Origin of the sequence: Pedobacter panaciterrae (assembly GCF_013204795.1) — a bacterium.
Taxonomy (GTDB): Bacteria; Bacteroidota; Bacteroidia; order Sphingobacteriales; family Sphingobacteriaceae; genus Pedobacter; species Pedobacter panaciterrae.
Genome location: NZ_JABMKW010000020.1, coordinates 276,503 through 299,206 on the forward strand (window position 1 = coordinate 276,503; position 22,704 = coordinate 299,206).

The 22,704-nt window shown below is 37.6% G+C and carries 27 protein-coding genes; 15 read left to right on the forward strand and 12 right to left on the reverse strand.

The window, feature by feature from the left end; translation table 11 throughout:
- Positions 1-17 precede the first annotated feature (17 nt).
- Complete coding sequence (locus HQN86_RS20005; RefSeq protein WP_172662665.1) at positions 18-536, forward strand: GNAT family N-acetyltransferase; 519 nt, start codon at positions 18-20, stop codon at positions 534-536.
- 145 nt (positions 537-681) lie between these two features.
- Positions 682-1,272, forward strand: a complete 591-nt coding sequence (locus tag HQN86_RS20010) for a dihydrofolate reductase family protein (RefSeq protein ID WP_172662666.1) — start codon at positions 682-684, stop codon at positions 1,270-1,272.
- A 46-nt stretch (positions 1,273-1,318) separates the two neighbouring features.
- Here HQN86_RS20010 and HQN86_RS20015 read toward each other — a convergent pair whose 3' ends face one another.
- Both HQN86_RS20015 and HQN86_RS20020 read right to left on the reverse strand, forming a co-directional pair.
- Complete coding sequence (locus HQN86_RS20015) at positions 1,319-1,954, reverse strand: HEAT repeat domain-containing protein (RefSeq protein WP_172662667.1); 636 nt, start codon at positions 1,952-1,954, stop codon at positions 1,319-1,321.
- 99 nt (positions 1,955-2,053) lie between these two features.
- Entirely contained in the window at positions 2,054-2,479 is a 426-nt protein-coding gene (locus HQN86_RS20020; RefSeq protein ID WP_216854463.1) for a DUF6194 family protein, read from the reverse strand.
- 126 nt (positions 2,480-2,605) lie between these two features.
- Here HQN86_RS20020 and HQN86_RS20025 point away from each other — a divergent pair, with 126 nt between their 5' ends.
- The 4 genes from HQN86_RS20025 to HQN86_RS20040 all read left to right on the forward strand — a co-directional run bounded on the left by HQN86_RS20025 (position 2,606) and on the right by HQN86_RS20040 (position 5,585).
- Entirely contained in the window at positions 2,606-2,929 is a 324-nt protein-coding gene (locus HQN86_RS20025) for a winged helix-turn-helix transcriptional regulator (protein ID WP_172662669.1), read from the forward strand.
- A 7-nt stretch (positions 2,930-2,936) separates the two neighbouring features.
- The gene (locus tag HQN86_RS20030; RefSeq protein WP_172662670.1) at positions 2,937-3,413 is read left to right on the forward strand and encodes a GNAT family N-acetyltransferase; all 477 of its coding nucleotides are present in this window, start codon (positions 2,937-2,939) and stop codon (positions 3,411-3,413) included.
- Positions 3,414-3,544: 131 nt separating this feature from the next.
- Positions 3,545-4,660, forward strand: a complete 1,116-nt coding sequence (locus tag HQN86_RS20035; protein WP_172662671.1) for an acyltransferase family protein — start codon at positions 3,545-3,547, stop codon at positions 4,658-4,660.
- Positions 4,661-4,763: 103 nt separating this feature from the next.
- Positions 4,764-5,585, forward strand: coding sequence for an alpha/beta hydrolase (locus HQN86_RS20040; protein WP_172662672.1), 822 nt, complete (start codon positions 4,764-4,766; stop codon positions 5,583-5,585).
- Positions 5,586-5,622: 37 nt separating this feature from the next.
- Here HQN86_RS20040 and HQN86_RS20045 read toward each other — a convergent pair whose 3' ends face one another.
- The 3 genes from HQN86_RS20045 to HQN86_RS20055 form a co-directional block, all read right to left on the reverse strand.
- Complete coding sequence (locus HQN86_RS20045) at positions 5,623-6,327, reverse strand: ATP-binding protein (RefSeq protein WP_172662673.1); 705 nt, start codon at positions 6,325-6,327, stop codon at positions 5,623-5,625.
- A 430-nt stretch (positions 6,328-6,757) separates the two neighbouring features.
- Entirely contained in the window at positions 6,758-7,210 is a 453-nt protein-coding gene (locus tag HQN86_RS20050) for a VOC family protein (protein ID WP_172662674.1), read from the reverse strand.
- Between the two features lie 20 nt (positions 7,211-7,230).
- Positions 7,231-7,638: a VOC family protein gene (locus HQN86_RS20055; RefSeq protein ID WP_172662675.1), complete on the reverse strand. Its 408-nt coding sequence runs from the start codon at positions 7,636-7,638 to the stop codon at positions 7,231-7,233.
- Between the two features lie 245 nt (positions 7,639-7,883).
- Here HQN86_RS20055 and HQN86_RS20060 point away from each other — a divergent pair, with 245 nt between their 5' ends.
- A complete protein-coding gene (locus tag HQN86_RS20060; RefSeq protein WP_172662676.1) occupies positions 7,884-9,074 on the forward strand; it encodes a threonine aldolase family protein in 1,191 nt (396 codons plus the stop codon).
- 30 nt (positions 9,075-9,104) lie between these two features.
- Here the strand turns inward: HQN86_RS20060 and HQN86_RS20065 are convergent, their stop codons facing one another.
- Entirely contained in the window at positions 9,105-10,070 is a 966-nt protein-coding gene (locus HQN86_RS20065) for an acyltransferase family protein (RefSeq protein WP_172663880.1), read from the reverse strand.
- A 49-nt stretch (positions 10,071-10,119) separates the two neighbouring features.
- Here HQN86_RS20065 and HQN86_RS20070 point away from each other — a divergent pair, with 49 nt between their 5' ends.
- A complete protein-coding gene (locus tag HQN86_RS20070) occupies positions 10,120-10,407 on the forward strand; it encodes a hypothetical protein (protein WP_172662677.1) in 288 nt (95 codons plus the stop codon).
- A gap of 6 nt (positions 10,408-10,413) precedes the next feature.
- On the opposite strand, the gene HQN86_RS20075 is transcribed toward HQN86_RS20070, so the two are convergent.
- A complete protein-coding gene (locus tag HQN86_RS20075; RefSeq protein ID WP_172662678.1) occupies positions 10,414-10,932 on the reverse strand; it encodes a hypothetical protein in 519 nt (172 codons plus the stop codon).
- Between the two features lie 112 nt (positions 10,933-11,044).
- Between HQN86_RS20075 and HQN86_RS20080 the strand changes: the two genes are divergently transcribed.
- On the forward strand, positions 11,045-11,431 hold the full coding sequence (locus HQN86_RS20080) for a winged helix-turn-helix transcriptional regulator (RefSeq protein ID WP_172662679.1): 387 nt from the start codon (positions 11,045-11,047) through the stop codon (positions 11,429-11,431).
- A 67-nt stretch (positions 11,432-11,498) separates the two neighbouring features.
- Here the strand turns inward: HQN86_RS20080 and HQN86_RS20085 are convergent, their stop codons facing one another.
- Complete coding sequence (locus HQN86_RS20085) at positions 11,499-11,939, reverse strand: nuclear transport factor 2 family protein (RefSeq protein WP_172662680.1); 441 nt, start codon at positions 11,937-11,939, stop codon at positions 11,499-11,501.
- Positions 11,940-12,006: 67 nt separating this feature from the next.
- On the reverse strand, positions 12,007-12,498 hold the full coding sequence (locus HQN86_RS20090) for a hypothetical protein (protein ID WP_172662681.1): 492 nt from the start codon (positions 12,496-12,498) through the stop codon (positions 12,007-12,009).
- Positions 12,499-12,680: 182 nt separating this feature from the next.
- Here HQN86_RS20090 and HQN86_RS20095 point away from each other — a divergent pair, with 182 nt between their 5' ends.
- The 3 genes from HQN86_RS20095 (at position 12,681) to HQN86_RS20105 (ending at position 15,277) form a co-directional block, all read left to right on the forward strand.
- Positions 12,681-13,559: a helix-turn-helix domain-containing protein gene (locus HQN86_RS20095; protein WP_172662682.1), complete on the forward strand. Its 879-nt coding sequence runs from the start codon at positions 12,681-12,683 to the stop codon at positions 13,557-13,559.
- Positions 13,560-13,622: 63 nt separating this feature from the next.
- Positions 13,623-14,204, forward strand: a complete 582-nt coding sequence (locus HQN86_RS20100) for a sugar O-acetyltransferase (RefSeq protein WP_172662683.1) — start codon at positions 13,623-13,625, stop codon at positions 14,202-14,204.
- A 2-nt stretch (positions 14,205-14,206) separates the two neighbouring features.
- Positions 14,207-15,277: an alpha/beta hydrolase gene (locus HQN86_RS20105; protein WP_172662684.1), complete on the forward strand. Its 1,071-nt coding sequence runs from the start codon at positions 14,207-14,209 to the stop codon at positions 15,275-15,277.
- A gap of 1 nt (position 15,278) precedes the next feature.
- On the opposite strand, the gene HQN86_RS20110 is transcribed toward HQN86_RS20105, so the two are convergent.
- Positions 15,279-16,175: a helix-turn-helix domain-containing protein gene (locus HQN86_RS20110; RefSeq protein WP_172662685.1), complete on the reverse strand. Its 897-nt coding sequence runs from the start codon at positions 16,173-16,175 to the stop codon at positions 15,279-15,281.
- 138 nt (positions 16,176-16,313) lie between these two features.
- On the opposite strand from HQN86_RS20110, the gene HQN86_RS20115 reads away from it, so the two are divergent.
- The gene (locus HQN86_RS20115) at positions 16,314-17,378 is read left to right on the forward strand and encodes a carboxymuconolactone decarboxylase family protein (protein WP_216854464.1); all 1,065 of its coding nucleotides are present in this window, start codon (positions 16,314-16,316) and stop codon (positions 17,376-17,378) included.
- A 12-nt stretch (positions 17,379-17,390) separates the two neighbouring features.
- Here the strand turns inward: HQN86_RS20115 and HQN86_RS20120 are convergent, their stop codons facing one another.
- A complete protein-coding gene (locus HQN86_RS20120; RefSeq protein ID WP_172662686.1) occupies positions 17,391-19,754 on the reverse strand; it encodes an outer membrane beta-barrel family protein in 2,364 nt (787 codons plus the stop codon).
- A gap of 205 nt (positions 19,755-19,959) precedes the next feature.
- Between HQN86_RS20120 and HQN86_RS20125 the strand changes: the two genes are divergently transcribed.
- On the forward strand, positions 19,960-21,570 hold the full coding sequence (locus HQN86_RS20125) for a two-component regulator propeller domain-containing protein (RefSeq protein WP_172662687.1): 1,611 nt from the start codon (positions 19,960-19,962) through the stop codon (positions 21,568-21,570).
- Positions 21,571-21,646: 76 nt separating this feature from the next.
- Entirely contained in the window at positions 21,647-22,012 is a 366-nt protein-coding gene (locus HQN86_RS20130; protein ID WP_172662688.1) for a glyoxalase superfamily protein, read from the forward strand.
- A gap of 192 nt (positions 22,013-22,204) precedes the next feature.
- Here HQN86_RS20130 and HQN86_RS20135 read toward each other — a convergent pair whose 3' ends face one another.
- Positions 22,205-22,675, reverse strand: a complete 471-nt coding sequence (locus HQN86_RS20135) for a hypothetical protein (protein WP_172662689.1) — start codon at positions 22,673-22,675, stop codon at positions 22,205-22,207.
- Between the last annotated feature and the right edge of the window lie 29 nt (positions 22,676-22,704).

Here is a 22,704-nt window from a genome sequence, read left to right on the forward strand (position 1 = left end):
CCAAAATAAGTTAAATAATGGAATACATACAGGTCAAAAAGGCTACTATTGATGATTTAAGTGCCACTCAGCGCATTGGTAGAGAAACTTTCTTTGAAACATTTGCCGATAGTAACACGAAAGAGGATATGGAAAAGTATCTTGAAGACAGTTTTAATAATAGTCGCGTGATTGCTGAATTGAGGAATCCAGATTCATCGTTCTATATCGCTTGGGAAAATGAAAATCCTGTTGGTTATCTAAAATTAAATACCGGAACTGCACAGACAGAACAACAAGACCAAAAAGCTTTAGAAATTGAGCGCATATACGTCAAAAGCAGTCATCATGGAAAAAAGGTAGGTCAACTTCTTTATGAGAAAGCGCTCGAGGTTGCTCGGGAAAAGCATAACTCTTATCTATGGTTAGGTGTTTGGGAAAAAAATCCACGAGCAATAAGATTCTACGAAAAAAACGGATTTATAGCTTTTGACAAACACATATTCAAAATGGGTAACGACGAGCAGATAGATATTATGATGAAGAAAGAATTATAAAAAACGTAGTTCTACCTATAAATTATATGTTCTGACGCAATTCACCTCTAAGTTGTCGTTTTTACACCACATCAAACTCTGAAATGCACTCCATCTTTGTCTTGTCAATCAAATACTTTTATCATCAAACTAAAAAGAAAACGAAATGAGAAAAATTACAGTATTGTCGATGATTTCACTAGATGGGGTGATGCAAGCACCAGGTGGACCCGGAGAAGACACATCAGGTGGCTTCAAATATGGCGGCTGGACCGCCTCATATGGAGATGAGCTTTTTGGCAAGATCATACAGGAAGAGTTGAAGCCTGCAGAATATCTTTTAGGTAGAAAAACCTATGAAATTTTTGCGTCCTACTGGCCCGATCACGCTGACTTTTGGCCTGGCATTAATGATGGTGCCAAATATGTCTTGTCACAGACCGTGGAAAAATCAGATTGGAAAAATACTATTTTCCTCCAAAATGTGGCAGATATAAAGAAACTTAAGAATTCCGAAGGTGCCGACATTCAAGTTTGGGGTAGTAGTAAGCTCATTCACTTGTTGCTTAAACATGAGCTTGTGGACGAGCTCCGTTTAAAAATTTACCCAATAATTCTTGGTGAAGGAAAAAGACTGTTCGATAACGCCGTGATCCCGGCAGCTTTTACATTAGCAGAACATCATATTACATCAAAAGGGGTTATCATTGCCTATTACAAGCGAGCCGGAGAAGTTACTACAGGCAATGTTGGGTAGTAAGTAACAGACATATGCTTATTAAAAAGAAAGAATAGGGGGCATCTTACATCTTATTCACTTTGCGGATTACCTTTTCAATTCTAGACCGCTTACTTTCTTTCTCAATACCTCTTATTCTGGAGGTCAATGTCTTTACGAAAGCCACTTTATTTTTGGTATTGACAACGTGGAATGCATTTTCTGCATACATGGGTAATTGGTTGTCGGGGCTTTTCAGTAGTCGCTCATTTAGTAAAGAGAACACACTCTCGTTATATTCTTTAACACCACAAAGTTTAATCATAATACCTACACAATGGTCATTGGTGATAACTGAACCTTGGTCGGCGGTGGCTATTATTTTAGGCAATGCATTATAGATTGCTTCAGGTTTAATTGCAGTGATCGCATTTAAAGCGGTCATTGCTCCCCACTGCAAACGGTTATTCTTACTGTCTAAAAGATTTATCAGTTCCGAACTGAAATCAGCTATCATTTCCGGTTTCAATGTTCCAATCTCATAAATTACCTTTATGCAATCGTTCTGGATATCCTTACTTTTATGATGGAGGTTTTTAACCAACTCCCGAACTGCCTCATTGTTGGTGCATTGTACAATAGCATTGGCTAGTTCCTGATTGGGTACTTCATCCCTTCTTCCTAATGAATGTGCTAACTTATCTATTGTGTTGGTATTCATTTTTTATTAATTTCTTGTACTCAAAGAGACTTGGTATGTTAATTTTATATGTCTGAATTTACGAAATAGAAACCAGTTTTAAAGTAAAATAACAGATTATCATTTTAACCTTTTAACAGCTAAGCTATAGGCTACATCAAGATGATTTTTTAAGACTGGTAAGCTTTTCTTACGTGGTTTTACGATACATAACCAATACATTGCTCCATAAAAGGGGTGAGGCATCACTATGTTCTCTGCAGTGAAATCTATTCCCGAGTCTACATATGCACCAATGCCTTTCTTTAGCGCTATGCCCTCAAAGGTGTTAATAAATGATGCTTTGTCGATACCAATATTTAGTCGAAAGAAACCCTCTCTATTCAACTGAGATACACTGTCGAAATCATTGTCACTGGTAACTATAGTTGCAAATGGCATCATCTTTTCCTGATCATACATAAAGAACAGGTCACCATTCGCTTCTGTTATATTCACATTTTTAAAATTTGATAAAATATACGCAGTAATTTCCTCTATGGTCATAATCAATTCTGGTTGCAGTTAAATTGTAAATGTCTGCCGCTAACTTTACATTTGCAAGTAGTTACCTCTTTGTATAATAGTAACAAAAAGTAAAGTTTTATTGATTTACAGTGCTTTAAATTTTCAATGCAACAAAATAAAATTGACACCTGTCCATTTCAGGAAGCAATGGATCTGATGTCGGGCAAATGGACCATGACAATCATCAATACACTGATGGCAGGTAAAATGAGGTTTAAGGTATTGGAAAGATCAATCCCTGGTATCAATACACGTATGTTGGTTAAGGAGCTCAAACAATTGGAAAAAACAGGGGTTCTGACCAGGACCGCTTATGCCACAGTTCCTCCAACTGTCGAGTATGCATTAAGTGAAAAAGGAATTTCATTGACATCTGTCCTTGCTGCTGTTCAAGACTGGGCTTTAAAAAACATGCAAACCAAAAATTAAACTTAAGATGGAAATAAATAAGATAGATATATCTACCAGATATGCTACACATGCCGACTTGCCTAAGCTTGGCAAATTTTTACAAATGTTGGTTGAGGCCGAACGTCCTTTTAATCCTACTTTAAAGGATGGCGAAATCTTCTATTACGACCTTAAGACACTTATAGAGGATGAGCAAACAGCAATCCTAGTGATCGAGTTTAATGCTGAAATCGTTGGATGTGGTTATGCCCAAATTAGATCAGCAAAAGCTTACGAACGTCATGAGCTCTTTGGTTATCTGGGCTTCATGTTTGTAAGTCCGGAATTTAGAGGAAAGGGGATTAATAAGCTATTGATAAACGATCTTAAGCAATGGGTTTTATCAAAAGGAATAACTGAGCTGCGTCTTGATGTATACCACGACAATGATGCGGCTGTGAAGGCATATGAAAAAGTAGGTTTCAAGAAATTACTTACAACAATGCGCTGTGATATCAGCTAATCGCTATTTTAATATTAGTTGGCACAACCCAAAAATAACACCAGCGTGCGCCTTATCAACCATAAAAATTCGTAATTAAAGCCAAAGAAATGTTGGCTTTTTTTTACAAATTGCGATTTCACACACAATGAATGAGAACTAACCTAAATAGTGAGTTGGCCACCAAGCCGCACTATCCCATATTAGACGGCCTTCGCGGTGTCGCAGCCATAATCGTTGTAACGTTTCACCTGGCTGAACCATTCTCAACAAGTAATTTAGATAAATTCGTTAATCACGGTTATCTGGCTGTCGACTTTTTCTTTTTATTATCAGGCTTCGTGATGGGCTATGCCTACGACGATCGCTGGCATAAAATGACAGTAGGAAGCTTTTTCAAACGCCGCATCGTACGCCTTCAGCCAATGGTGGTTTTGGGGATGACCCTCGGCGCAATCGGATTCTATTTTACAGATTCTACACTATGGCCGCTCATTCATACTATTCCTATCTGGAAGATGCTGCTGGTACTGCTGATCGGTTATACGATCCTGCCCGTGCCATTATCTCTTGATATACGTGGCTGGCAAGAGATGCACCCCTTGAATAGTGTGGGATGGTCATTGTTCTTTGAATATATTGCCAACATTCTTTACGCAATCTGGATCAGAAAATTCTCCAAAACGGCATTAAGTATTTTAGTTGGCATCGCTGCTATCGCACTCGTACACCTGGCGATCACAAACGGCGACGTTAGTGGAGGATGGACGCTGAACGTGGAGCAGGTACGCATTGGATTAACGCGCGTCATGTATCCGTTCTTTGCCGGTCTGTTACTTTCCCGTGTTGCCAAGCCCACCCGTATTAAAAATGCCTTTCTATGGTGTAGTCTTTTAGTAGCTATAGTACTCTATATGCCTCGCATTGGTGGTGCAGAGCATCTTTGGATGAACGGAGTTTATGACTCTGTTTGCATTATCATCGTATTTCCACTTATCGTATACCTTGGCGCAAGTGGCCGGATGCAAACCCAAAGAGAGAACCGCGTTTGCAAATTCTTAGGTGAGATATCATATCCACTTTACCTGGTACATTATCCGATTGTCTATTTTTACGTGGCCTGGATCAGCAACAATAAAGGTTTAACGATAGTGCAGGCATGGCCATATGCGTTAATCATCTTAATAAGTAGCATCATTTTGGCATATGCCGCATTGAAATGGTACGATGAGCCAGTTCGCAAATGGTTGCGGAAAAAGCTTACATGAGGATCAGAAAACGGTTAACCCAAAGATGAAATTTTAGAAAAAGCTATTGAAATGGCCAAATGATTATGATTTACAGATAAATACTAACGAAACATATTACCTAATGAAGCTATTTTTTTCTTTACTCGCGTTTCTAATATTTGTTCAATTTGCTTATGGGCAAAACGTTGACAGTCTAAAAAAAGAAGAAGTTCAAAAAGAGTTAGAACAACAATTATTTCCAGGTTCCCAACTACAAAACGATTTTCATTTCGAATTTTCAAACCCTTTTACTGAATTAAATTTCTTAACACAAGATGGTTATAAATTAAATGGATTACTCTTCAAGGCAAAGCAGACGGAAGGATTGATATTTTATCTGCATGGCAGCAATGACGGACTTGATACCTGGGGGAAAGTTGCCCCTTTTTATAATAATCTTAATTATGATATCTTTATTCTTGACTATCGAGGTTATGGGAAGAGCGAAGGTAAGGTGAGTAGCGAACCTCAATTGTCTAGTGACATTCAAATGGTATATGACAATTTAAAAAAGATCTATCCAGAATCGAAGATTATTGTGATTGGCCAATCAATAGGTACAGGGCCTGCCGCTATCCTTACAGCAAACAATAATCCGAAAGCGCTTATCTTACAAGCGCCATATTATAGCCTACCAGATTGGATATCCAACATTGCACCGGATATTGATACTTCCAGTATGAAATATCAATTTAAGACTTATGAATTTTTGCAGAAAATAAAAGCACCTGTAACAGTTTTTCATGGAGACGCAGACGACGCTATATATATTGGCTCTTCGAAGAAACTTAGTTCATTTTTTAAGAAAGATGATAGATTGTTTATTTTGAAAGGCGAGGGGCATAACAACTTTATAAATAATACAGAGTATTTAGAAAAAATGAAGACGATTCTTCAACAATAGCCCTTCTTACACTTTATTAAACTTGTGTTATGGCTACTTAACGCGATTCAATTTGATCAATCATAGCCTTTTTTACAGCGGCCAAAGCATGATCCCTTGCTTGAGCAAAGGATATACTGTACATACGTTCAATTGAACGTAAACTTGCGGGAAAACTTGACAATAGTTTATCATAATAATCATCCAGAAGATCTGGTGATGGTTTGCGGATCGTAACGCTAAGGTCAAAACAACGGAGCAACGACGGTTCAATAAACTCACTATAATCCGTAGCACAGATCAGTAATGCATTATCCGGATAATAATCAATCAGATGAATCATTGTATTAACTAGTCTGCCCATTTCATCCCCATCTTTAACATCAACACTTCTTACTTTGCTTATCTCATCAAACTCGTCAATAAATAATACGGCTTTTTCTTTAGCTGCTATATTAAAAACAGTTTTAATGCTGTGTGTTATATCATTAATAGATCCTGAGAGGATATTACTCAGATTTAATACAATTAAATTTTTTTCCAAACCAGAGGCAATAGCCTTAACTGTGTAAGTTTTGCCACATCCCTGGCTCACATTCAGTAACATCTTGTTGTCAATCGGCAAACCATATTCGTTTAATTGTTTAAAATAACGATGTTCACTGATTAACCGTGTAATTATTTGTTTATTCGCATCATCAACAAAAAGGTCGTCCAGCAATACCTTTTCGCTATCGTTTATAAAATAATTATATGTATACATTCTCCATCTAATTGAAAGCGTGCCGTATTAAGTCCATCAGAAAATAATACATCGTAAAAAAAAATATCCAAGGTGAAGACCCCATGCCCGTATATATACCCATACAAAAATGGAGCCATATACCTTAAATGATTAAGTAAAAAAACTCTGTATTGTTAATCGAAGGCACAGATTTACAAGAATATACGCCATATAGACCTATACTGGAAGGGTATAAGCCCTATATTTTTTTAAAAAAACTTGTAAAATGTTGAAATATTATCAAACTCCATATAAATAGTGACTTTGACAAGTGATGAAAAAGGGGTAATGGATTACCTAAAAATTGAATTATGGCCGCAGATGATGATTGCCCGGATAAAATTGAGTTGGTAACCCATAAAATGAGAAAATTAATTATTTTATTGACGATTATACAGCCGTAATAAACTTATTTATTACCAAGTTGTTCTGCTAGGCCAATCAGAATCCCTTCCACTCCGCGAATGTAGCACAACTTATAGGAGTTCTCATACTGAACCATTTCGCCAACCAGTTCAGCGCCATGTTTGCTAAGTCTTGATACCACCTCATCAATATCTTCAACAGTAAACATTACTCGTAAATACCCCACCGAGTTCACGGGGGCCGTACGGTGGTCTGAAATAACAGTTGGCCTTAGAAATTGCGACAGTTCCAAACGACTGTGGCCATCCGGGGTAACCATCATAGCAATCTCTACATGCTGATCGCCCAGTCCGGTAACACGACCAGCCCATTCACCCTCAATTGTAGCCCGTCCTTCAAGCTTTAATCCTAATTCTATAAAAAAGGGGATCACATTGTCCAGCGATTCTACAACGATGCCAACATTATCCATCCTTACTATCTTACTTTTTGTCATGTTTTTTCTCCTCAAATTTATTACTGTTCAGGTGCGCCTTTAGGATCCATCCATACAAACTCCCAATGGTGGCCATCTAGGTCCTCAAAGCTGTGTTGGTACATAAAGCCGTAGTCAGTGGCCGGATTAGGTATGGTGGCACCTGCCGCCTGTGCTTTATTTACCATTTCGTCAACGCCCTCTTTACTATCTGCAGACAGGCAAATAGAGCACTCTACCGCTTTGTGGGCATCCACAATTTCTTTTTTAGTGAACGTCTGAAAGAAAGGTTCTGTTAGCAGCATAATATAAATGGTATCGCTAATGATCATGCAGGTAGCTTTCTCATCGGTAAATTTGGGGTTAAAAGTATAACCAAGTTTGGTAAAAAACTCCACAGATCTGTTAAGGTCCTTAATAGGGAGGTTTACAAAAATTTGAGTTGCCATTATTTTTTTATTTAAGTTATACTCAAAGATACAGCAATGCCTTGCACGTTCAACTGTGCAATAATGACAAATTAAGGGGGGAAATACGACGTGCTAAACAACTAACAGATTTTCTAAAACCTCCCGTCATCCCGACGATACGAGAGATCCCCTGGTTCTCGGGATAACGCAGTTGTGATTTTACATTTAGTATCTTTGACAAAAAGCCACTTTTATTAAATCCTGAAACAACCAAAAAACTCAATATGTCTGCATATAAACGTCGCGATTTCTTAAAACTTTCTTCTTTATCGGCCCTGCCACTTATCGCATCGGCTGTTATGCCAGCAAATACATTTGCATCAGAAAAAGCAATACCATCAAAAGATAGCGAAGCAGTTTATTTTATTAACGATGGGATTTTTTATAAGCCAGAAGATTTTATAAATAAGCTACAAGAGATAAATACCGCTAATCCAATAGAAAGAGATAGTTATGCCGATGGTGGGACCATAGAAAAGCTTTTAAAGAAATTTGTAGAAATTACAGGAAAAGAAGCTGCTGTTTATTTGCCAACAGGCACCTTGGCTAACCAGCTGGCAATTAGTTTTTTATGTGGAAATAATACAAAAGCATTTGTGCAAGAAACCAGTCATGTTTATAGGGACGAAGGAGATGCCGCACAAACCTTGTTCAACAAAAGATTAATTCCGCTGGCCGAAGGAAAGGCACATTTCACCTTAGATGAACTCAAAAAAGCAATTAAATACCATAAAGATGGCGAAGCGTTTGTTGGCGAAGTTGGAGCTGTATCTATAGAAACACCTGTAAGAAGGTGCGATAACCAGGCTTTTCCATTAGAAGAGATAAAAAAGATTTCGGCTTATTGTAAAGAACAAGGCTATAAAATGCACCTTGATGGTGCCAGACTTCACATGGCAACAGCATTTACAAATGCAACGGTAAAAGAATATGCCAGGTATTTCGACACAGTTTACATGTGTTTGTATAAATATTTGGGTGCAACTGGTGGTGCTATTTTATGTGGCGATAAAGTTGTGATTGACCAAATGCATCATCTTATTAAAATCCATGGTGGTGGAATTTTTACCAATTGGCCCAGCGCATCTATCGCTTTGTATCACTTAAACACTATTGATGAGGTGATGGAAAAAATTAAAGTAAAATCGGCTAGTCTTTTTAGTCAGTTTAGCCAACTTAAAGGCTTCAAAATTAATCAGGTGCCTAATGGTACAAATCAATTTAACGTATCAATAGCCAATGGAATTGATCCGGTTAAACTAAATAAAAGGTTGAGGGAAGAGCATAATATTATTTTCGGCCAGCCAAGAGAAGATGGTTTTGTAAAAATTAAAGTAAATCCAACACTGTTGAGAAGAGATAACCAACAAATTATCGACTCCTTTAAAGAAGCAATCTCATTTGCCAAAGTGTAAAATTTTGAATGAAGATGCGAATTGCTTTTCCTAATCCCTTGAAGGTATTAAAGTAAAACGGCTCTTCAACTTTAAAAAAGGCTTTTCAAAACATTTGTAAGACAACATTGCTAATAATGTCGTCGAGATGAAAGCAGTAACAGATCCTATTCCGTTTTTCCATTCCAATAGACCTATACTCTCGCTAAAGGTTGCTAATTCATTTTTAAAAATATTAAAAACGATCCAGTAGATAGTGATATGGAAAACATACATGCCATATGAAATACGACCAAGATAAGCTAATTTAGAAGGCATATACTTTACGGGTGCCCCGTAAAGAGATAAAAACATTGCTATAACACCAATAAGTATCAGAAACCATCCAGTAATTGATTGTGGAATTGTAGCTAGGTGAGGAGCATCTACATTAATTTCGCAAACCATTGATGCAATCAACCAGCAAATCACACCTGTTATAAATAAACCAATACGGAGGACTGCATTCCATTTAGGTTCCCAGCCCTTTAAGTAGGCAGAGAGCAGTATTCCTGCAGCAAAAAACTGAAATTGTACAAAGCTATTTGTCCATTGGCCACTAAACCCAGTTGTTGGTCTTTGAGCGTAGTAAATTATCGTGGCGTAAGCAATAACTATTGAAAGAAATGAGAAAATCTTTAATCCTTTTTTCCCTGCAAAAAACAACACTAATGGAAGTAAAATATAAAGTTGTTCTTCTACAGATACACTCCATAAAGGATTTATGCAATAAGATTGCCACTCCTTAAATATTATATACCAATTCCCAGAAAATAGCGTGAATGCTAATTGTGCTTGTCCTGGAATAACAGATCCAAAAAAATCAGTAGCAGAGGTAAGTAACACCATGCCAAAAAAGAAAGTAAAATATAGTGGCCAAATCCGTAAAATACGTCTAATGTAAAATGACTTAACGTTTATTTTTCTATCTTTCCAAAATGGACATCTTCTCTTGTTAGTAATTCTGTGATTAAAAATGCGCTAAGGTGTAATTTCGTAATGCGCTTATAATAGACTCCGAGAAATTATGATCGATGAAATGCTATTAAAATATGGGCTAACTAATGCGCCTAGTATTCTACCAATGCTGGATGATTTCAGTGATGAGCGAGAGGTAAGAGAATATTGTTGGCAGGTATTACGGACTTATCCTGACCTAACAAAAGAAGATTGGATTATTGGAATTGAAGGAGGAGATTATATCTATAGTTTTGGCGGCAATTACATCTTTATTACCGACGATATTTGGAGCTTCAATTTGGTTGCCTCTCAGGCAGTATTGGATTTACTGGTAGAAAGAATAAGACAGGTATGATAGTGTTTACCTCTCCAAAGAGTAAAGCACTTTGATCCCATTGGGATAGATTTTATCTCCAATTTCCAACTTTACATAATCCTGATTTGTTGCCTTAAGCCCTTCTAATGGATAATAATACAGCTTACACGGACTATCACTCTTTACCTGTTTAACAGCATAAGAAAACTCAACATCGGCTAGCCCTTTCGCTTCAATCTTGTATCGGAATTCACCAGCCTTTTCATGAAAAACAGCCAATTCCAGCATCCCATTCATAGGTGAGCCAGGGGAATTAACAACGCGCCAGTTCGTAAGCGGTGTAGCTATTCCTGCCAAGGTTATTTTTAAATCGGCCGCAGTAAGACCATTTTTAAGAATCAGGTTGTCTCCTGTCTGCTTATCGGTAAGGGCAATCACAACCTTTGATGGTGGACTTTCATTCAGGATACCAGCACAAGGGTCTAAATTCACTCCATTTTTTTTGCAGCCTGGCAGTGCAGAAAAAAGAACTAATAGCAAAATTGAGTAGCGTAATATTTTCATAGATACGAAGATATATATTAAGGCCCGGATACTATCGCCAAAATTACTTTATATTTGCTAATAATTTATTACCTGTTACTTAAAGGTTATCAGATAATGTCAACATGGTTTTATGGAACAAACAGAAAAGCAACCAGTAAATAAAGAGTTTACCGATGAATGTACCAAGGTGCTCAATGCCGTATCAGATGCGCTATATGCCGTAGGTGGCAAATGGAAGCTGATGATAATAATCGCTATGGCAAGAGGAAATAATAGATTTTCTGAACTTCAGAGACAGGTCAAAGGTATTTCTGCCAGGGTGCTATCCAGTGAACTGAAGGAACTGGAAATGAACGGATTTATAATTAAAAAAGTTGCTGTGGGTTATCCGGTAACAATCGAATATCAATTGCTTCCCTATAGCCATACACTTGAAAAGGTTGTGGCCGCCATGACCGAATGGGGCATTCAGCACCGTGAAAAGATCAAAAGTGAAAGGTCATCTAAACCTTCATAAGGTTAAGCCGCAGTAAATATTTATTAAAGAACAGGACTACAAAATCCCATTCTTTAATAAGATAATCCTAGTTACTCAATGGTCTATCCTCTACAATTATAAAATAGCCGATACGCTCCTTTATTAACCATTTTCCATTTTGACGCACATACTTGTCATCGTATTTAACACTATAATCAGTTATTGTATTTTTGCCTTCAACCTCTCTTACCATCTTAAGTTGAGAAAAAGAAACACCTGTCGCAGTATCTCCATCAATTTTTACCGTATGCTGCCCGTTCATAGTAAAATAGGTCTTTACCAACGATGCATGTCCGTTAAATTCTTTTTCCATGGATTCTATTCCGGAAACATTTGCGGCTAAGAAGTCACCCATATAAACTTTGTATGTGGTATCTGGCGTAAATAATCCCATAACTTCCGAGATCTTTTTTTCATCACTTAAATAAGCATAAGCATCTATTAAGTCCCTTAATTCTTCTTTGTTTTTTAAAATTTCTAATGTCATGATTTTTAATTTTATGTATAAAATTTTTATTTTTTGAGAGTGCGCTAATGCTGAAATGCTGTCTCCGCTACACCAGAAATGACGGGTCGATCTGGTAGGCGTCGAATAATTGGTGTGACCTAAGTTTTTTTTGTACAAGTCCCATGCGCAAATCCAATGCAGAAAGGTCTGTTGCAATCGGAATAAACTGTATTCCCTTAAGCAGAGCGGTGTTAATCACTAGTCCAATTGCTAAACTAGTGGTCTTATCCGCCCATTCCTGTAATTCCTTTTCATTTCCTATCGTGATGCTATAATTTTCAAGGAAATTAGATCTGAAAGGGGGGAGGATGGTGTGATATTCCTTAGATTTTATTGCGTAATCAAGTAGGTCCTTATCATTAAAATCAGTCCTTTTAAGCACAAGTAACTGAAAAGGAGCAAACAGGGGCTTATCCATCTCAAGATCTGAAAGTTCATTGCGGTCAATGCGGATCATTGTAAATGGCCAGGCGCCTGTTGACGGCATAAGTGGAAAAATGTCCAGTATCGAAGAATCTATTATTTGTTCTAGTCCCATGTATATTGTCGTTTATAATTCGTTTAATTATTTATTCGTTTTTGTTGCCAGCAAAATTATGCTATATATAGTTACAATTTATTAGTAGTTACCTAAAGGTTATGAAGTAACATGAGTTAAACTACAACAAAGAAGAGAATATTGGATTAGATGAGTTGATTTGAATTTCTTAGCTTTGTGTAATGGGTGCGAAAATCGAACGTCCGGTATCAGAGTTCAATACTGAACTAAAGCTTAAAGGTTTTAATGTTTGGCAACTTGAGGCAGATAGCCATGCTACACGAATCTATAACTGCAAGGACTTCTATAAAATCTGCCTGACAACGGGAAAAAGCATTGTCCATTATGCAGACAGGAGCTTTGAGCACGAGGGTACAATTCTGTTCTTTGGCAACCCACACGTTCCATATTCCTGGGAGACGCTTTCTACAACCTATGCAGGTTATACCGTGCTTTTTTCGGAAGATTTTTTTAGCGCTTCGGAACGGAGCGAGAGCTTACAACATTCTCCTTTATTCAAAATAGGAGGTACGCCCATAATAAAGATAGATGAAGGTAAGAGAGATTTTTTGAATTCCATATTCCTTAAAATGATCGAGGAACAAAAGAGCGATTATGCCTATAAAGATGATCTGATCAGAAATTACATCAACCTGATTATCCATGAAGCACTAAAGATTCAACCATCTGCCGACTTCGATCAACACAAGAATGCGGCAGGCCGTTTAACCTCAGTATTCTTTGAACTGCTAGAAAGGCAATTTCCGGTCGAAACCACCGATAGGCCACTACAATTCAAAACGGCACAAGACTATGCCCTTGCTTTAAATGTACACGCTAATTATCTCAATAGGGCGGTTAAGGAATTTACAGGCAAACCAACTACTGCCCACATTACCGAGCGCATTATCTCAGAAGCAAAAGCCCTGCTACAGCACACAACTTGGAACATTTCTGAAATTGCCTACGCACTGGGTTTCGAATACCCAACTTATTTCAATAACTTCTTTAAAAAGATGACGGGAACCAATCCATCTGCCTTTCGGGAAACATTGGTTTGAAATTCTTAAGTATCGGTTTGATAATCTTTAACCGCATGGGCGGCAGTTACCGAACTTTGTGGTATGAAAGATATCTTCCACAGACTAAGGAGCGGTGAGCTTGTACATCTACATGATCCAGAATTTTACAGGGTTGATGAAGTAGTCAACCGTACGTTAGCGCTATCTCCTTCACTCAACAATTCGACAAGTACAGATAAGATCAGGGAGAAGCTTGGTGAGATTTTTGGCCATCCATTGGATAAGAGCACAACTGTGTTTGTTCCTTTTCATACCAACTTTGGTCAATCCATTAAGATAGGCAAACATGTTTTTATCAATCATGCCTGTTCTTTTTTAGATATGGGCGGTATTACAATTGAAGATCATGTGCTTATAGGCCCTAGAGTAAACCTTGTTACTGAAAACCATCCTTTACTGCCAAGCGAACGACGCGGAATGTTGTGTCAACCCATCCTAATTAAACAAAATGCATGGATAGGTGCCGGCGCAACTATACTTCCTGGGGTAACCATCGGCGAAAATTCAATTGTTGCTGCAGGTGCTGTAGTTTCAAAAGATGTTCCTGCTAACACCATAGTAGGTGGTGTTCCCGCAAAAATGCTCAAACAAATAGAATTTAATGACCTAAATAACAATAGATGACAATGAAAAATTTAAAACTAACAATGGTTGCAGTGCTGATAGCTGTTACTCAACTAACCGCACAAACTGCGCAAAAAATATCATCTAATAACAATTTAAAGAAAATGAACACTACAGAACAATCTGAACATTATACATTCAAATTAAGCGATAAGGTTACTCGCCAAAAAGTTAGCTTCAAAAACCGGTATGGAATTACATTATCTGGCGATCTATACCTACCTAAAAACCACGGGAACGAAAAATTAGCTGCGCTTGCCGTTAGCGGACCATTTGGTGCAGTTAAACAGCAATCTTCAGGTCTATATGCCAACATCATGGCAGAACGTGGATTTGCTGTAATCGCATTCGACCCATCTTACACTGGCGAGAGTGGTGGCGAACCAAGAAACGTAGCCTCACCGGACATTAATACCGAAGATTTCAGCGCAGCAGTTGACTATCTTGGATTACAGCCATTTATTGACAGGAATAAAATAGGAATTATTGGAATCTGTGGTTTTGGCGGGATGGCACTAAATGCGGTGGCTGTTGATAAACGAGTAAAGGCTGTTGCCACAACTAGTATGTATGATATGACCAGAGTGATGTCGAAAGGCTACAATGACTCGATGACCATTGAACAACGTACCCAAATGCTTGAAAAAATTGGCCAACAGCGTTGGGAAGATGCCGAAAAAGGAGCGCCAGCTGATGGACCTCGTAATTTGCCAGAGAAATTGAAGGGAGATGAGCCTCAGTTCGTTGTAGATTATTTTAACTACTACCGTACTCCTCGTGGCTTTCATCCTAATTCGGTCAATTCAAATGGGGCATGGCTTGTCACCAATCCATTATCATTTATGAACATGCCATTGTTATCTTACATTAAAGAGATCTCTCCGCGACCAATTCTGCTGATAGCAGGAGCAAATGCACATTCACGCTATTTCAGTGAGGACATCTATAAAATGGCTGCAGAGCCTAAGGAACTAATGATCATTCCAGATGCAGTTCATGTTGATTTATATGATAAAATTGATGTCATTCCTTTTGATAAACTGGAATTGTTTTTTAAGCAGAGTCTTAAATAGTTTAACATCTTTTCCTATACTCATTGGGCGTCATTCCGGTCCGCTGTTTAAACAGACGTGTAAAATGCTGTTGGTATTTAAATCCTAATTCATCTGCAATATTACTTATAGATTTAAAAGGATCAAATATTTTAATCTTAGCTTCGTCTATTAATTTCGATTGAATATAGTCCAATGCAGTATTTCCGGTTTCTTTCTTTATTAAATCCCCAAAATAATTTGGCGACAAATGCAATTGTTCTGCGCACCAGGCTACACTTGGCAAGCCTAAATTCTGTGTCAAATCTGATTTGAAGTAATCATTCAATAGATTTTCAAACCGTACCAAAATATCATGATTGATATTGGTGCGGGTGATAAATTGGCGGTCATAAAAACGCATGCAGTAGTTAAGGAAAAGCTCAATATTAGATACAATCAAGGTCTTACTATGTTTATCAATATTCATATCAATTTCAGACGCAATCTTCTCAAAACAATCATTAATATTTGCTCTTTCCTTTTTTGATAAATGAAGTGCTTCGTTCACATCATAGGAAAAAAAAGAGTAATCTTTGATGTGTTTTCCCAGATGCGTACCAACAATTAGATCTGGATGAAATACAAGAGCCTTTCCTGAAGGCTTAATAATTTCTCCTTTGCTGTCAATACCGTATACCTGACCTGGCGATATAAATACAAGTGTCCCATCTTCGTAATCATACGGTTGACAACCATAACGCATATTTCCGCACTTTATATACTTTAAAAAAATAGCATAAACTCCCATATACCTCCTGAAATATTGATAAGTAGGGATCTCATCAAAATTAACCACGCTTACCAGTGGATGCAACGTATCTACGCCCATAGATTCGTTATACTGTCTTACCGTATCAATTCTTTCGATATCTTTCATACTACAAACTTAATAAACCACCAGCTGTAAGACAATGTACTAAATCTAATATCAGTAAAACTGGTAAATGAATCCGTATCCTGTATAAACCTTATGTCGCCTGCAACCCCGAGATTTGTCATATAAAGTATAAAGCTCATGGGCAACAGAAAATTTCTAAAATGGGCACTATTTCTTGTGCTCACTATAAATATTACTAAAATGGATGCACAAGAAAAAAAAGCAGTTAATACCTCTCTTTCCGCTCAGGAGCAGAGTTTGGTCATTATTTCGGCACTTACCGCAACGGGAAATTTAGCGCTATTGAAAGCGGAACTGAATAAAGGACTGGATTCAGGACTTTCAGAGAATGAGATCAAAGAAGCATTGGTTCAGCTTTATGCCTATTGTGGCTTTCCAAGAAGCCTTAATGCCATTAATACTTTTATGACAGTAGCCAAGGAGAGAAAAGAAAACAGCATCACCGACAAAACGGGAAAAGAAATTGTTGTAGAAAATGGTGCAAAAGACAAATATGAATTGGGTAGAAAGGTTTTGGAAGAATTAACTAGAACAGCACAATCAAAACCTGCACCCGGTTTCGGAGAATTTGCACCACGGATTGATACTTTTTTAAAGGAACATTTGTTTGCCGATATTTTTGTAAGTGATGTATTAAACTATCAGCAAAGGGAACTGATAACCATTGCTGCTCTGGCATCAATGCCGGGTGTTGAAGGCCAACTGCAATCTCATATTAATATCGGGAAAAATACAGGAATCACAGACAAACAACTCGAACAGCTTGCCGAACTGATCCATACAAACATCAGTATCATGCAGGCAAATACGGTAAGAAAAATAATTGGGGAACCATTAATACCTGCAACAAAACCTGACTTAATGGTCCGGATTTCGGAGATCGAAATCTTGCCCGAATATCTCAAAGATTACAATACTATCCTAAAGGAAGAGGCCTCGGCATCGGTAAAACTGGAACCAGGTGTGATCGCCATTTTTCCAATGTACCAAAAGGAAAGCCCTACCCAAATCCGCATCATCGAAATGTACGCAGATAAAGCTACCTACCAATCGCACTTGAAAACTCCCCATTTCCAGCACTATAAAACCACTACTCTTAAAATGGTCAAATCGCTCAAATTGATAGATATGGAAAGCCTTGATAAGGAGACCATGCTAGAAATATTCAAAAAATTTAATTAGGCCGAAGCGTTGCTATTGAGCTCTTCTTTTCTCATCAAAAGATATATCCTTGTTGTTTCCGGAAACCTTCGACCTTCCAAATAAATAAGTAATACCAAGACCGAAGTTCTTATAATAATAGTCCGTTCTTTCCGTCCGCACAAATTCGTTAAAACGTACATCATATTTGTTTACAGTACCCAGAAAGCCGGAGGGGTTGATGATCAAATTATCGTTAAGCAACTTTAATCTGGCACCCACCCTGAAATCACGTACACTGTACGTGTATGTATTCCCGCTGGTTGAAGGAAGGCTCTGGCTGTAGTTCAGATAGAAATTTAACTGTTTAGTTGCCTTGAAATTATTATTAAAACTAAACGATGCAGAGGTTCCGTTTTGGATGGAAATAGCTTTTATTTTGGATTTTGAGGATGAATAAAAAAAAGACGCAGAGCTGCTATTTTCCCACCACTTAAAAAATGCCCGGTTAATGGAAACATAGGCTCCCACGTTATCCCGGCTTATAAAGTTTCCTCCACTTGAAACCACTAATGGCCCGTCAATCGTTGTAAGTAATGAATTTACATCACTTGCATGTTGTGTAAATACAGTAAAAGAAACCATGCTTTTATATAGGTAGTTAAGTTCGAAATTGTTACTGTATGAAGGTAAGAGGAGAGGATTTCCAATAAAATAAGTATAAATGTTTGTATAATAGGCAAAGGGATTTAAGGAACTGAGGCCCGGTCGGTTAATCCGCCTCGAATAATTTAAAGACAAAACATTGTTTGCGTCAGCTTTGTAAACGATATAGGCAGTAGGGAATAGGGCACCATAATTACGCTTATTGCGCTGGTCTAAAGTAGGCGAATAACCATCCGTCATCGTGTACTCATAACGCAATCCTGCCTTGGCCGTCCATCTTTTTGAAAGTTCAGATGACATACTGAAATAGGATGCCAGGTTTTTTTCGGTATAGTTGAATTCATTGCTACGTGTTTTGTCCAGCAAGAAATTTTCGTGGACATAATTATAGTACTCCACATCAGCATTGTTATCAAAATTGGCGAACTTAATACCTGTTTCTATTTTAGCCCATTTATAAGGTAATGTTAAATCTGATTGAACAGACCAGATATTGTATTTTGACGAGTTATTATTGCGAACTGCAGCATAGGTGCTTTCAGATTCTGAAACAAAATTATTTCTTATTTCAGGTCTGTTCGAGAAAAAATTAACAGAACTACTTAATTTCTTTCCGGCCGAATCAATCTTTAAATCGTGGTATACATTTAAGGTTTGTGCAAATAATGGTCTGTACATTTCGCCGTTAGTGTTCAATACCGAGTCTACAGTATTACTCTTACCATAGCTATAACTATTAACAAAGGCATTATTCTCTTTACTCTGTGAAATATTATAAATAAACCCGATGTTATTGTGCCTATCTAACTCATAGTCTATACTTAAACCAGCCTGCAAACCGGGAGTAATTGATATACGCTGCTCGTTACTGAGAATTTGACTAGAGTTTCCAATCATATTGAGCCAATTGTTCTGCATATTGTGATAACGTGATTGGCCAAATGTAAAAGAACTGTTGATTTTTTTTGAACGGAAAAAAAGAGCCAGATTGTTGTTGTAGGAGGCGTAGAAGCCCTGCCGATATGTTGAACTTAATGAACCGCGCCAGCCCAAAGATTCGTTTTTCTTTAAAACAATGTTAATCAGGCCGGCATCCCCCTGGGCATCATATTTTGCTGGCGGATTGGTAATGATCTCGATTTTTTCCACACCTTCAGATCTGAGTGTTTTCAGATAATTAGTTAAGTCTGTTCCGCTTAAATAGACTATTTTCTCATTTACCATAACACCCATACTACCTTTGCCCGCCATAGAAACGCCATTGTCAGATACCTTTAAAAAAGGCGCCACCTGCAAAGCCTCAAAGAGGGAAGAACCATTTGCCGCTATAGTGTTGTTCAAGTTAAATATCCATCGATCCACCTTTCGTTCAAGAACGGGGTGCTTACTTTCAATGGCGACTTCCTTGAGCTCTTTCGATTGCTTGTTGAGAACAACATCAGTTAATTTAACAGAAGAGCCGTTAAATCTGATATTGTTTAATAACTGGCCGTTGTAACCTATGCACGAAACCTTAACGGTAAATACGCCGTTTTTTAAATTAGTGATCTCGAAACAGCCTTCTTTGTTACTTGCCTCATATTTTACCAGGGTTGAGTCTGCAGCATTTAAAACTGTTATGGTTGCACTTTCAACTCCCTTACCTCCGGTTTCTATTACCCTGCCTGAAACAGTCTGTGCAGAACTTTCGTAAATTAAACTTAAAAGCAAAAGAAAACTTAATATGCAGACTTTGTAAAAAAATAATTTCATATAAATTTGGTTGGTTTACATAGAAGACACAACCAATAAAGAAAAGTTGCTTGTCCGTAGCAGCGATAATGGATCTAGCAAATTAAACTGTCAAGATTTTATTTACAAAGTTTACATTTTTATTTACAATCCAAATTCGTCGCGCCGAAAAACATCAAAGTAGATTCGCTGAATCAATTCTAATTGGATCAATAAATAAAAAGGTATGAAATACATATACGTATATGCTTTGTTTGTAATGTCTGTTTTTCTCACTTCCTGTGGACAAAACCAAACAAACGTACCAAAAGATAACATCAAAACCGAAGTTAAAGACATAGGGCCTAACCTAATGGTTCGTAATATAAAAAAAGGCAAAAATGGCACCATTTTGATTGCTGGCCCGAACAACTCATCATTTGGTGATGTTTTTCGATATGATGGAAAATATTTTACTAATCTTACAAGTAAAATAGGTTCGCATCGATTCTGGGATGTCCTTGAAGATCGTCTAGGAAATATTTGGTTCACTTCTACTGATTCAGGCGTTTATTATTACAACGGGAAATCCATTCAACATTTCACTACCACAGAGGGACTTGCCAATAATCGGGTGATGTCTGTTTATGAAGATAAGGCCGGCATTATTTGGTTCGGCACCGGAGGTGGAATAAGCCGTTACGATGGGAAATCTTTTCGAAATTTTAAAAATCCGAACCCCTCGCGTGTTTATAAAGAAGGAAATTGGAACAATGATATTACTACAATCATTGAAGATAAAAGCGGGAAATTATGGGTTGGCACAAGAGGCGATGCTTTCGTTTTTGACGGAAAAACATTTACCCCCTTAATCCATAAGGGAAAAACTTTTACAAACGTTTGGAGTATAATCGAAGATAGAAAAGGCAATATTTGGCTTGGTGACGTCACCAATGGCCTTTGGCGCTATAACGGCAGCACCTTTACTTGGGTATCGCAGAAGGGTGTTTATGCTATAATCGAGGATAAAAAAGGAAACATCTGGGCTACTGGTCCGGTAAATACTGCTCATGTGGCGGTCTGGGCACTGTCCCGTTATGATGCAAACTCCTTGTATAGTAACAAGCCCACGGTAGCCGAAATTATGTTAGGAGATGCTTTTTTTGGGCTTTTGGAAGCAAACGATGGAAGTATTTGGTTTGGATCTGCGACCGGAGTGTATCGTTATGATGGAAAGACCATCACGGACTTTTATAATAAAAAGGGTCAGAAAAAATATATCATAGATACGAAGCAAAGTGTTGTAATATGGAAAGGTTCTATGCTACTTGGTGCATGGGAAGGTTCTACGTTTCTTGGTGATGGTTCTGGTACAGGCGACGTCGATATATTAAAAGGTGAATTGGTGATCGAAAACCGTCATCTGGAGGGCGGTGCAGTTGAAGTCGACATGAATACAATTGAACAAAAATTTGATCATCCAGGTCCACACAATAAATTGCCTGCATTTTTTGACGTCAAAAAATTCCCCGTTTCTACATTCACAATTACGAAGGTTGAAACAGTAAATGATGGAAAAACTGAAGGCAGGAACGGGAACATGACCATTGAAGGTGTTGCAACTATAAAAGTTACCGGGAACCTGACCATTGAGGGGATCACGAAGGCAGTTACTTTTCCGGCCACAATGTATTTTAAGGACGGAATGGACGGCACTGTTGTGGTGAATGGCACGCTGATCATTGATCGAACAGATTGGGGTATCGATTATGCCTCAGAAAAGTACTTTGATAAGTCTGGTGATGGAATTATTTCGGACGACGTTAAACTCTTTATGAGAATCGTAGCAAAAAAATAACATCTTTTCGCCAATCGACATAAAATATTTTATGTCCTGTTATAAACTTTATTTTCAAATAAACGTTGTAGCTATTATGAGTAAAGTTAAACCAATTTTAAGAATATTTGATTATGATAAAGCCATCGAGTTCTATGTAAACTGGCTTGGTTTTAAAATCGATTGGGAGCACCCGAATCACCATGATGCCCCCATATACCTGGAGGTAACATTAAGGGACATTACTTTAAACCTGTCAGAACATCATGGTGATGCAAGTCCTGGTTCACACGTATCTATTGAGGACTTTAAAGGTCTTCGTGCTTATCATAAAGAGTTAAACGACAAGAGATATAAATATAACCACCCAGGTTTGGAAGTACCCGAATGGAATCCCAAAGCCATTACGGTAACCGTTTATGATCCTTTTGGTAATAGGATCACGTTCTCTGAAGAAGAATAAGGTTTTTATTCTAGATATTTACATTTCTAATCCTTTTTTATATTTTTCAATGCTCCAATTGATTCCCCATTGACTAACATAGTCCTTCATTGGCCCCGAGGCTAGCTTACTTTTGACTAAGCATACTTTAAAAGATATTGTAATGTTGGAGCAATAGGTTAAAGATAAAAATAGACCTGCATATCTAATATGCTATTTGATAAAAGGATCGTAATGTTCACCATTCAATTTATATCTCAAAACTTCTCTTTCCTCTGGCAGTGCAAGTCGTATTCGAAATGATATTTTCTTTGGCTCATCTTTGCTCATCTTAAGCAGATATTGAACAAAATCATTCGTCACAGAATCTTTAAAGGAAGCTACAATTATAGACTTCCAACCAAGTTTACTTTCCTGATCTAGCACATTCTTCTTGAAAAATGCGCGTTCCATTCCTGCTGGGATTTTGAAAATATGATTTGGCATTAAACCAATGGTATCTGACTCTCGATCATCCGAAACCCCTTTGCCTATTGAAGGTTCTTGAAAAGAATAATAATATACTGATGAATTTGAATCTATCAAAAAGGTATTTCTTCCATATTTTCCGCGTGGTGGAATAACTAATGCCCCATCATGCTTTTTAAAGGAAGCTTTATAAAGACTATCTTCCTTACTTATCACATATGGTTTATTGTTATTTATGCATCCAA

Excerpts from the sequence above, each read along its gene's own strand:
- HQN86_RS20020 (WP_216854463.1), bottom strand. The coding sequence starts at position 2,479 with ATGACCATAGAGGAAATTACTGCGTATATTTTATCAAATTTTAAAAAT.
- HQN86_RS20015 (WP_172662667.1), bottom strand. The coding sequence starts at position 1,954 with ATGAATACCAACACAATAGATAAGTTAGCACATTCATTAGGAAGAAGG.
- HQN86_RS20095 (WP_172662682.1), top strand. The coding sequence starts at position 12,681 with ATGGGTGCGAAAATCGAACGTCCGGTATCAGAGTTCAATACTGAACTA.
- HQN86_RS20105 (WP_172662684.1), top strand. The coding sequence starts at position 14,207 with ATGAAAAATTTAAAACTAACAATGGTTGCAGTGCTGATAGCTGTTACT.
- HQN86_RS20045 (WP_172662673.1), bottom strand. The coding sequence starts at position 6,327 with ATGTATACATATAATTATTTTATAAACGATAGCGAAAAGGTATTGCTG.
- HQN86_RS20110 (WP_172662685.1), bottom strand. The coding sequence starts at position 16,175 with ATGAAAGATATCGAAAGAATTGATACGGTAAGACAGTATAACGAATCT.
- HQN86_RS20060 (WP_172662676.1), top strand. The coding sequence starts at position 7,884 with ATGTCTGCATATAAACGTCGCGATTTCTTAAAACTTTCTTCTTTATCG.
- HQN86_RS20125 (WP_172662687.1), top strand. The coding sequence starts at position 19,960 with ATGAAATACATATACGTATATGCTTTGTTTGTAATGTCTGTTTTTCTC.
- HQN86_RS20040 (WP_172662672.1), top strand. The coding sequence starts at position 4,764 with ATGAAGCTATTTTTTTCTTTACTCGCGTTTCTAATATTTGTTCAATTT.
- HQN86_RS20120 (WP_172662686.1), bottom strand. The coding sequence starts at position 19,754 with ATGAAATTATTTTTTTACAAAGTCTGCATATTAAGTTTTCTTTTGCTT.
- HQN86_RS20055 (WP_172662675.1), bottom strand. The coding sequence starts at position 7,638 with ATGGCAACTCAAATTTTTGTAAACCTCCCTATTAAGGACCTTAACAGA.
- HQN86_RS20010 (WP_172662666.1), top strand. The coding sequence starts at position 682 with ATGAGAAAAATTACAGTATTGTCGATGATTTCACTAGATGGGGTGATG.
- HQN86_RS20035 (WP_172662671.1), top strand. The coding sequence starts at position 3,545 with ATGAGAACTAACCTAAATAGTGAGTTGGCCACCAAGCCGCACTATCCC.
- HQN86_RS20030 (WP_172662670.1), top strand. The coding sequence starts at position 2,937 with ATGGAAATAAATAAGATAGATATATCTACCAGATATGCTACACATGCC.
- HQN86_RS20050 (WP_172662674.1), bottom strand. The coding sequence starts at position 7,210 with ATGACAAAAAGTAAGATAGTAAGGATGGATAATGTTGGCATCGTTGTA.
- HQN86_RS20085 (WP_172662680.1), bottom strand. The coding sequence starts at position 11,939 with ATGACATTAGAAATTTTAAAAAACAAAGAAGAATTAAGGGACTTAATA.
- HQN86_RS20075 (WP_172662678.1), bottom strand. The coding sequence starts at position 10,932 with ATGAAAATATTACGCTACTCAATTTTGCTATTAGTTCTTTTTTCTGCA.
- HQN86_RS20090 (WP_172662681.1), bottom strand. The coding sequence starts at position 12,498 with ATGGGACTAGAACAAATAATAGATTCTTCGATACTGGACATTTTTCCA.
- HQN86_RS20115 (WP_216854464.1), top strand. The coding sequence starts at position 16,314 with ATGGGCAACAGAAAATTTCTAAAATGGGCACTATTTCTTGTGCTCACT.
- HQN86_RS20130 (WP_172662688.1), top strand. The coding sequence starts at position 21,647 with ATGAGTAAAGTTAAACCAATTTTAAGAATATTTGATTATGATAAAGCC.
- HQN86_RS20080 (WP_172662679.1), top strand. The coding sequence starts at position 11,045 with ATGGAACAAACAGAAAAGCAACCAGTAAATAAAGAGTTTACCGATGAA.
- HQN86_RS20025 (WP_172662669.1), top strand. The coding sequence starts at position 2,606 with ATGCAACAAAATAAAATTGACACCTGTCCATTTCAGGAAGCAATGGAT.
- HQN86_RS20100 (WP_172662683.1), top strand. The coding sequence starts at position 13,623 with ATGAAAGATATCTTCCACAGACTAAGGAGCGGTGAGCTTGTACATCTA.
- HQN86_RS20005 (WP_172662665.1), top strand. The coding sequence starts at position 18 with ATGGAATACATACAGGTCAAAAAGGCTACTATTGATGATTTAAGTGCC.
- HQN86_RS20070 (WP_172662677.1), top strand. The coding sequence starts at position 10,120 with ATGATCGATGAAATGCTATTAAAATATGGGCTAACTAATGCGCCTAGT.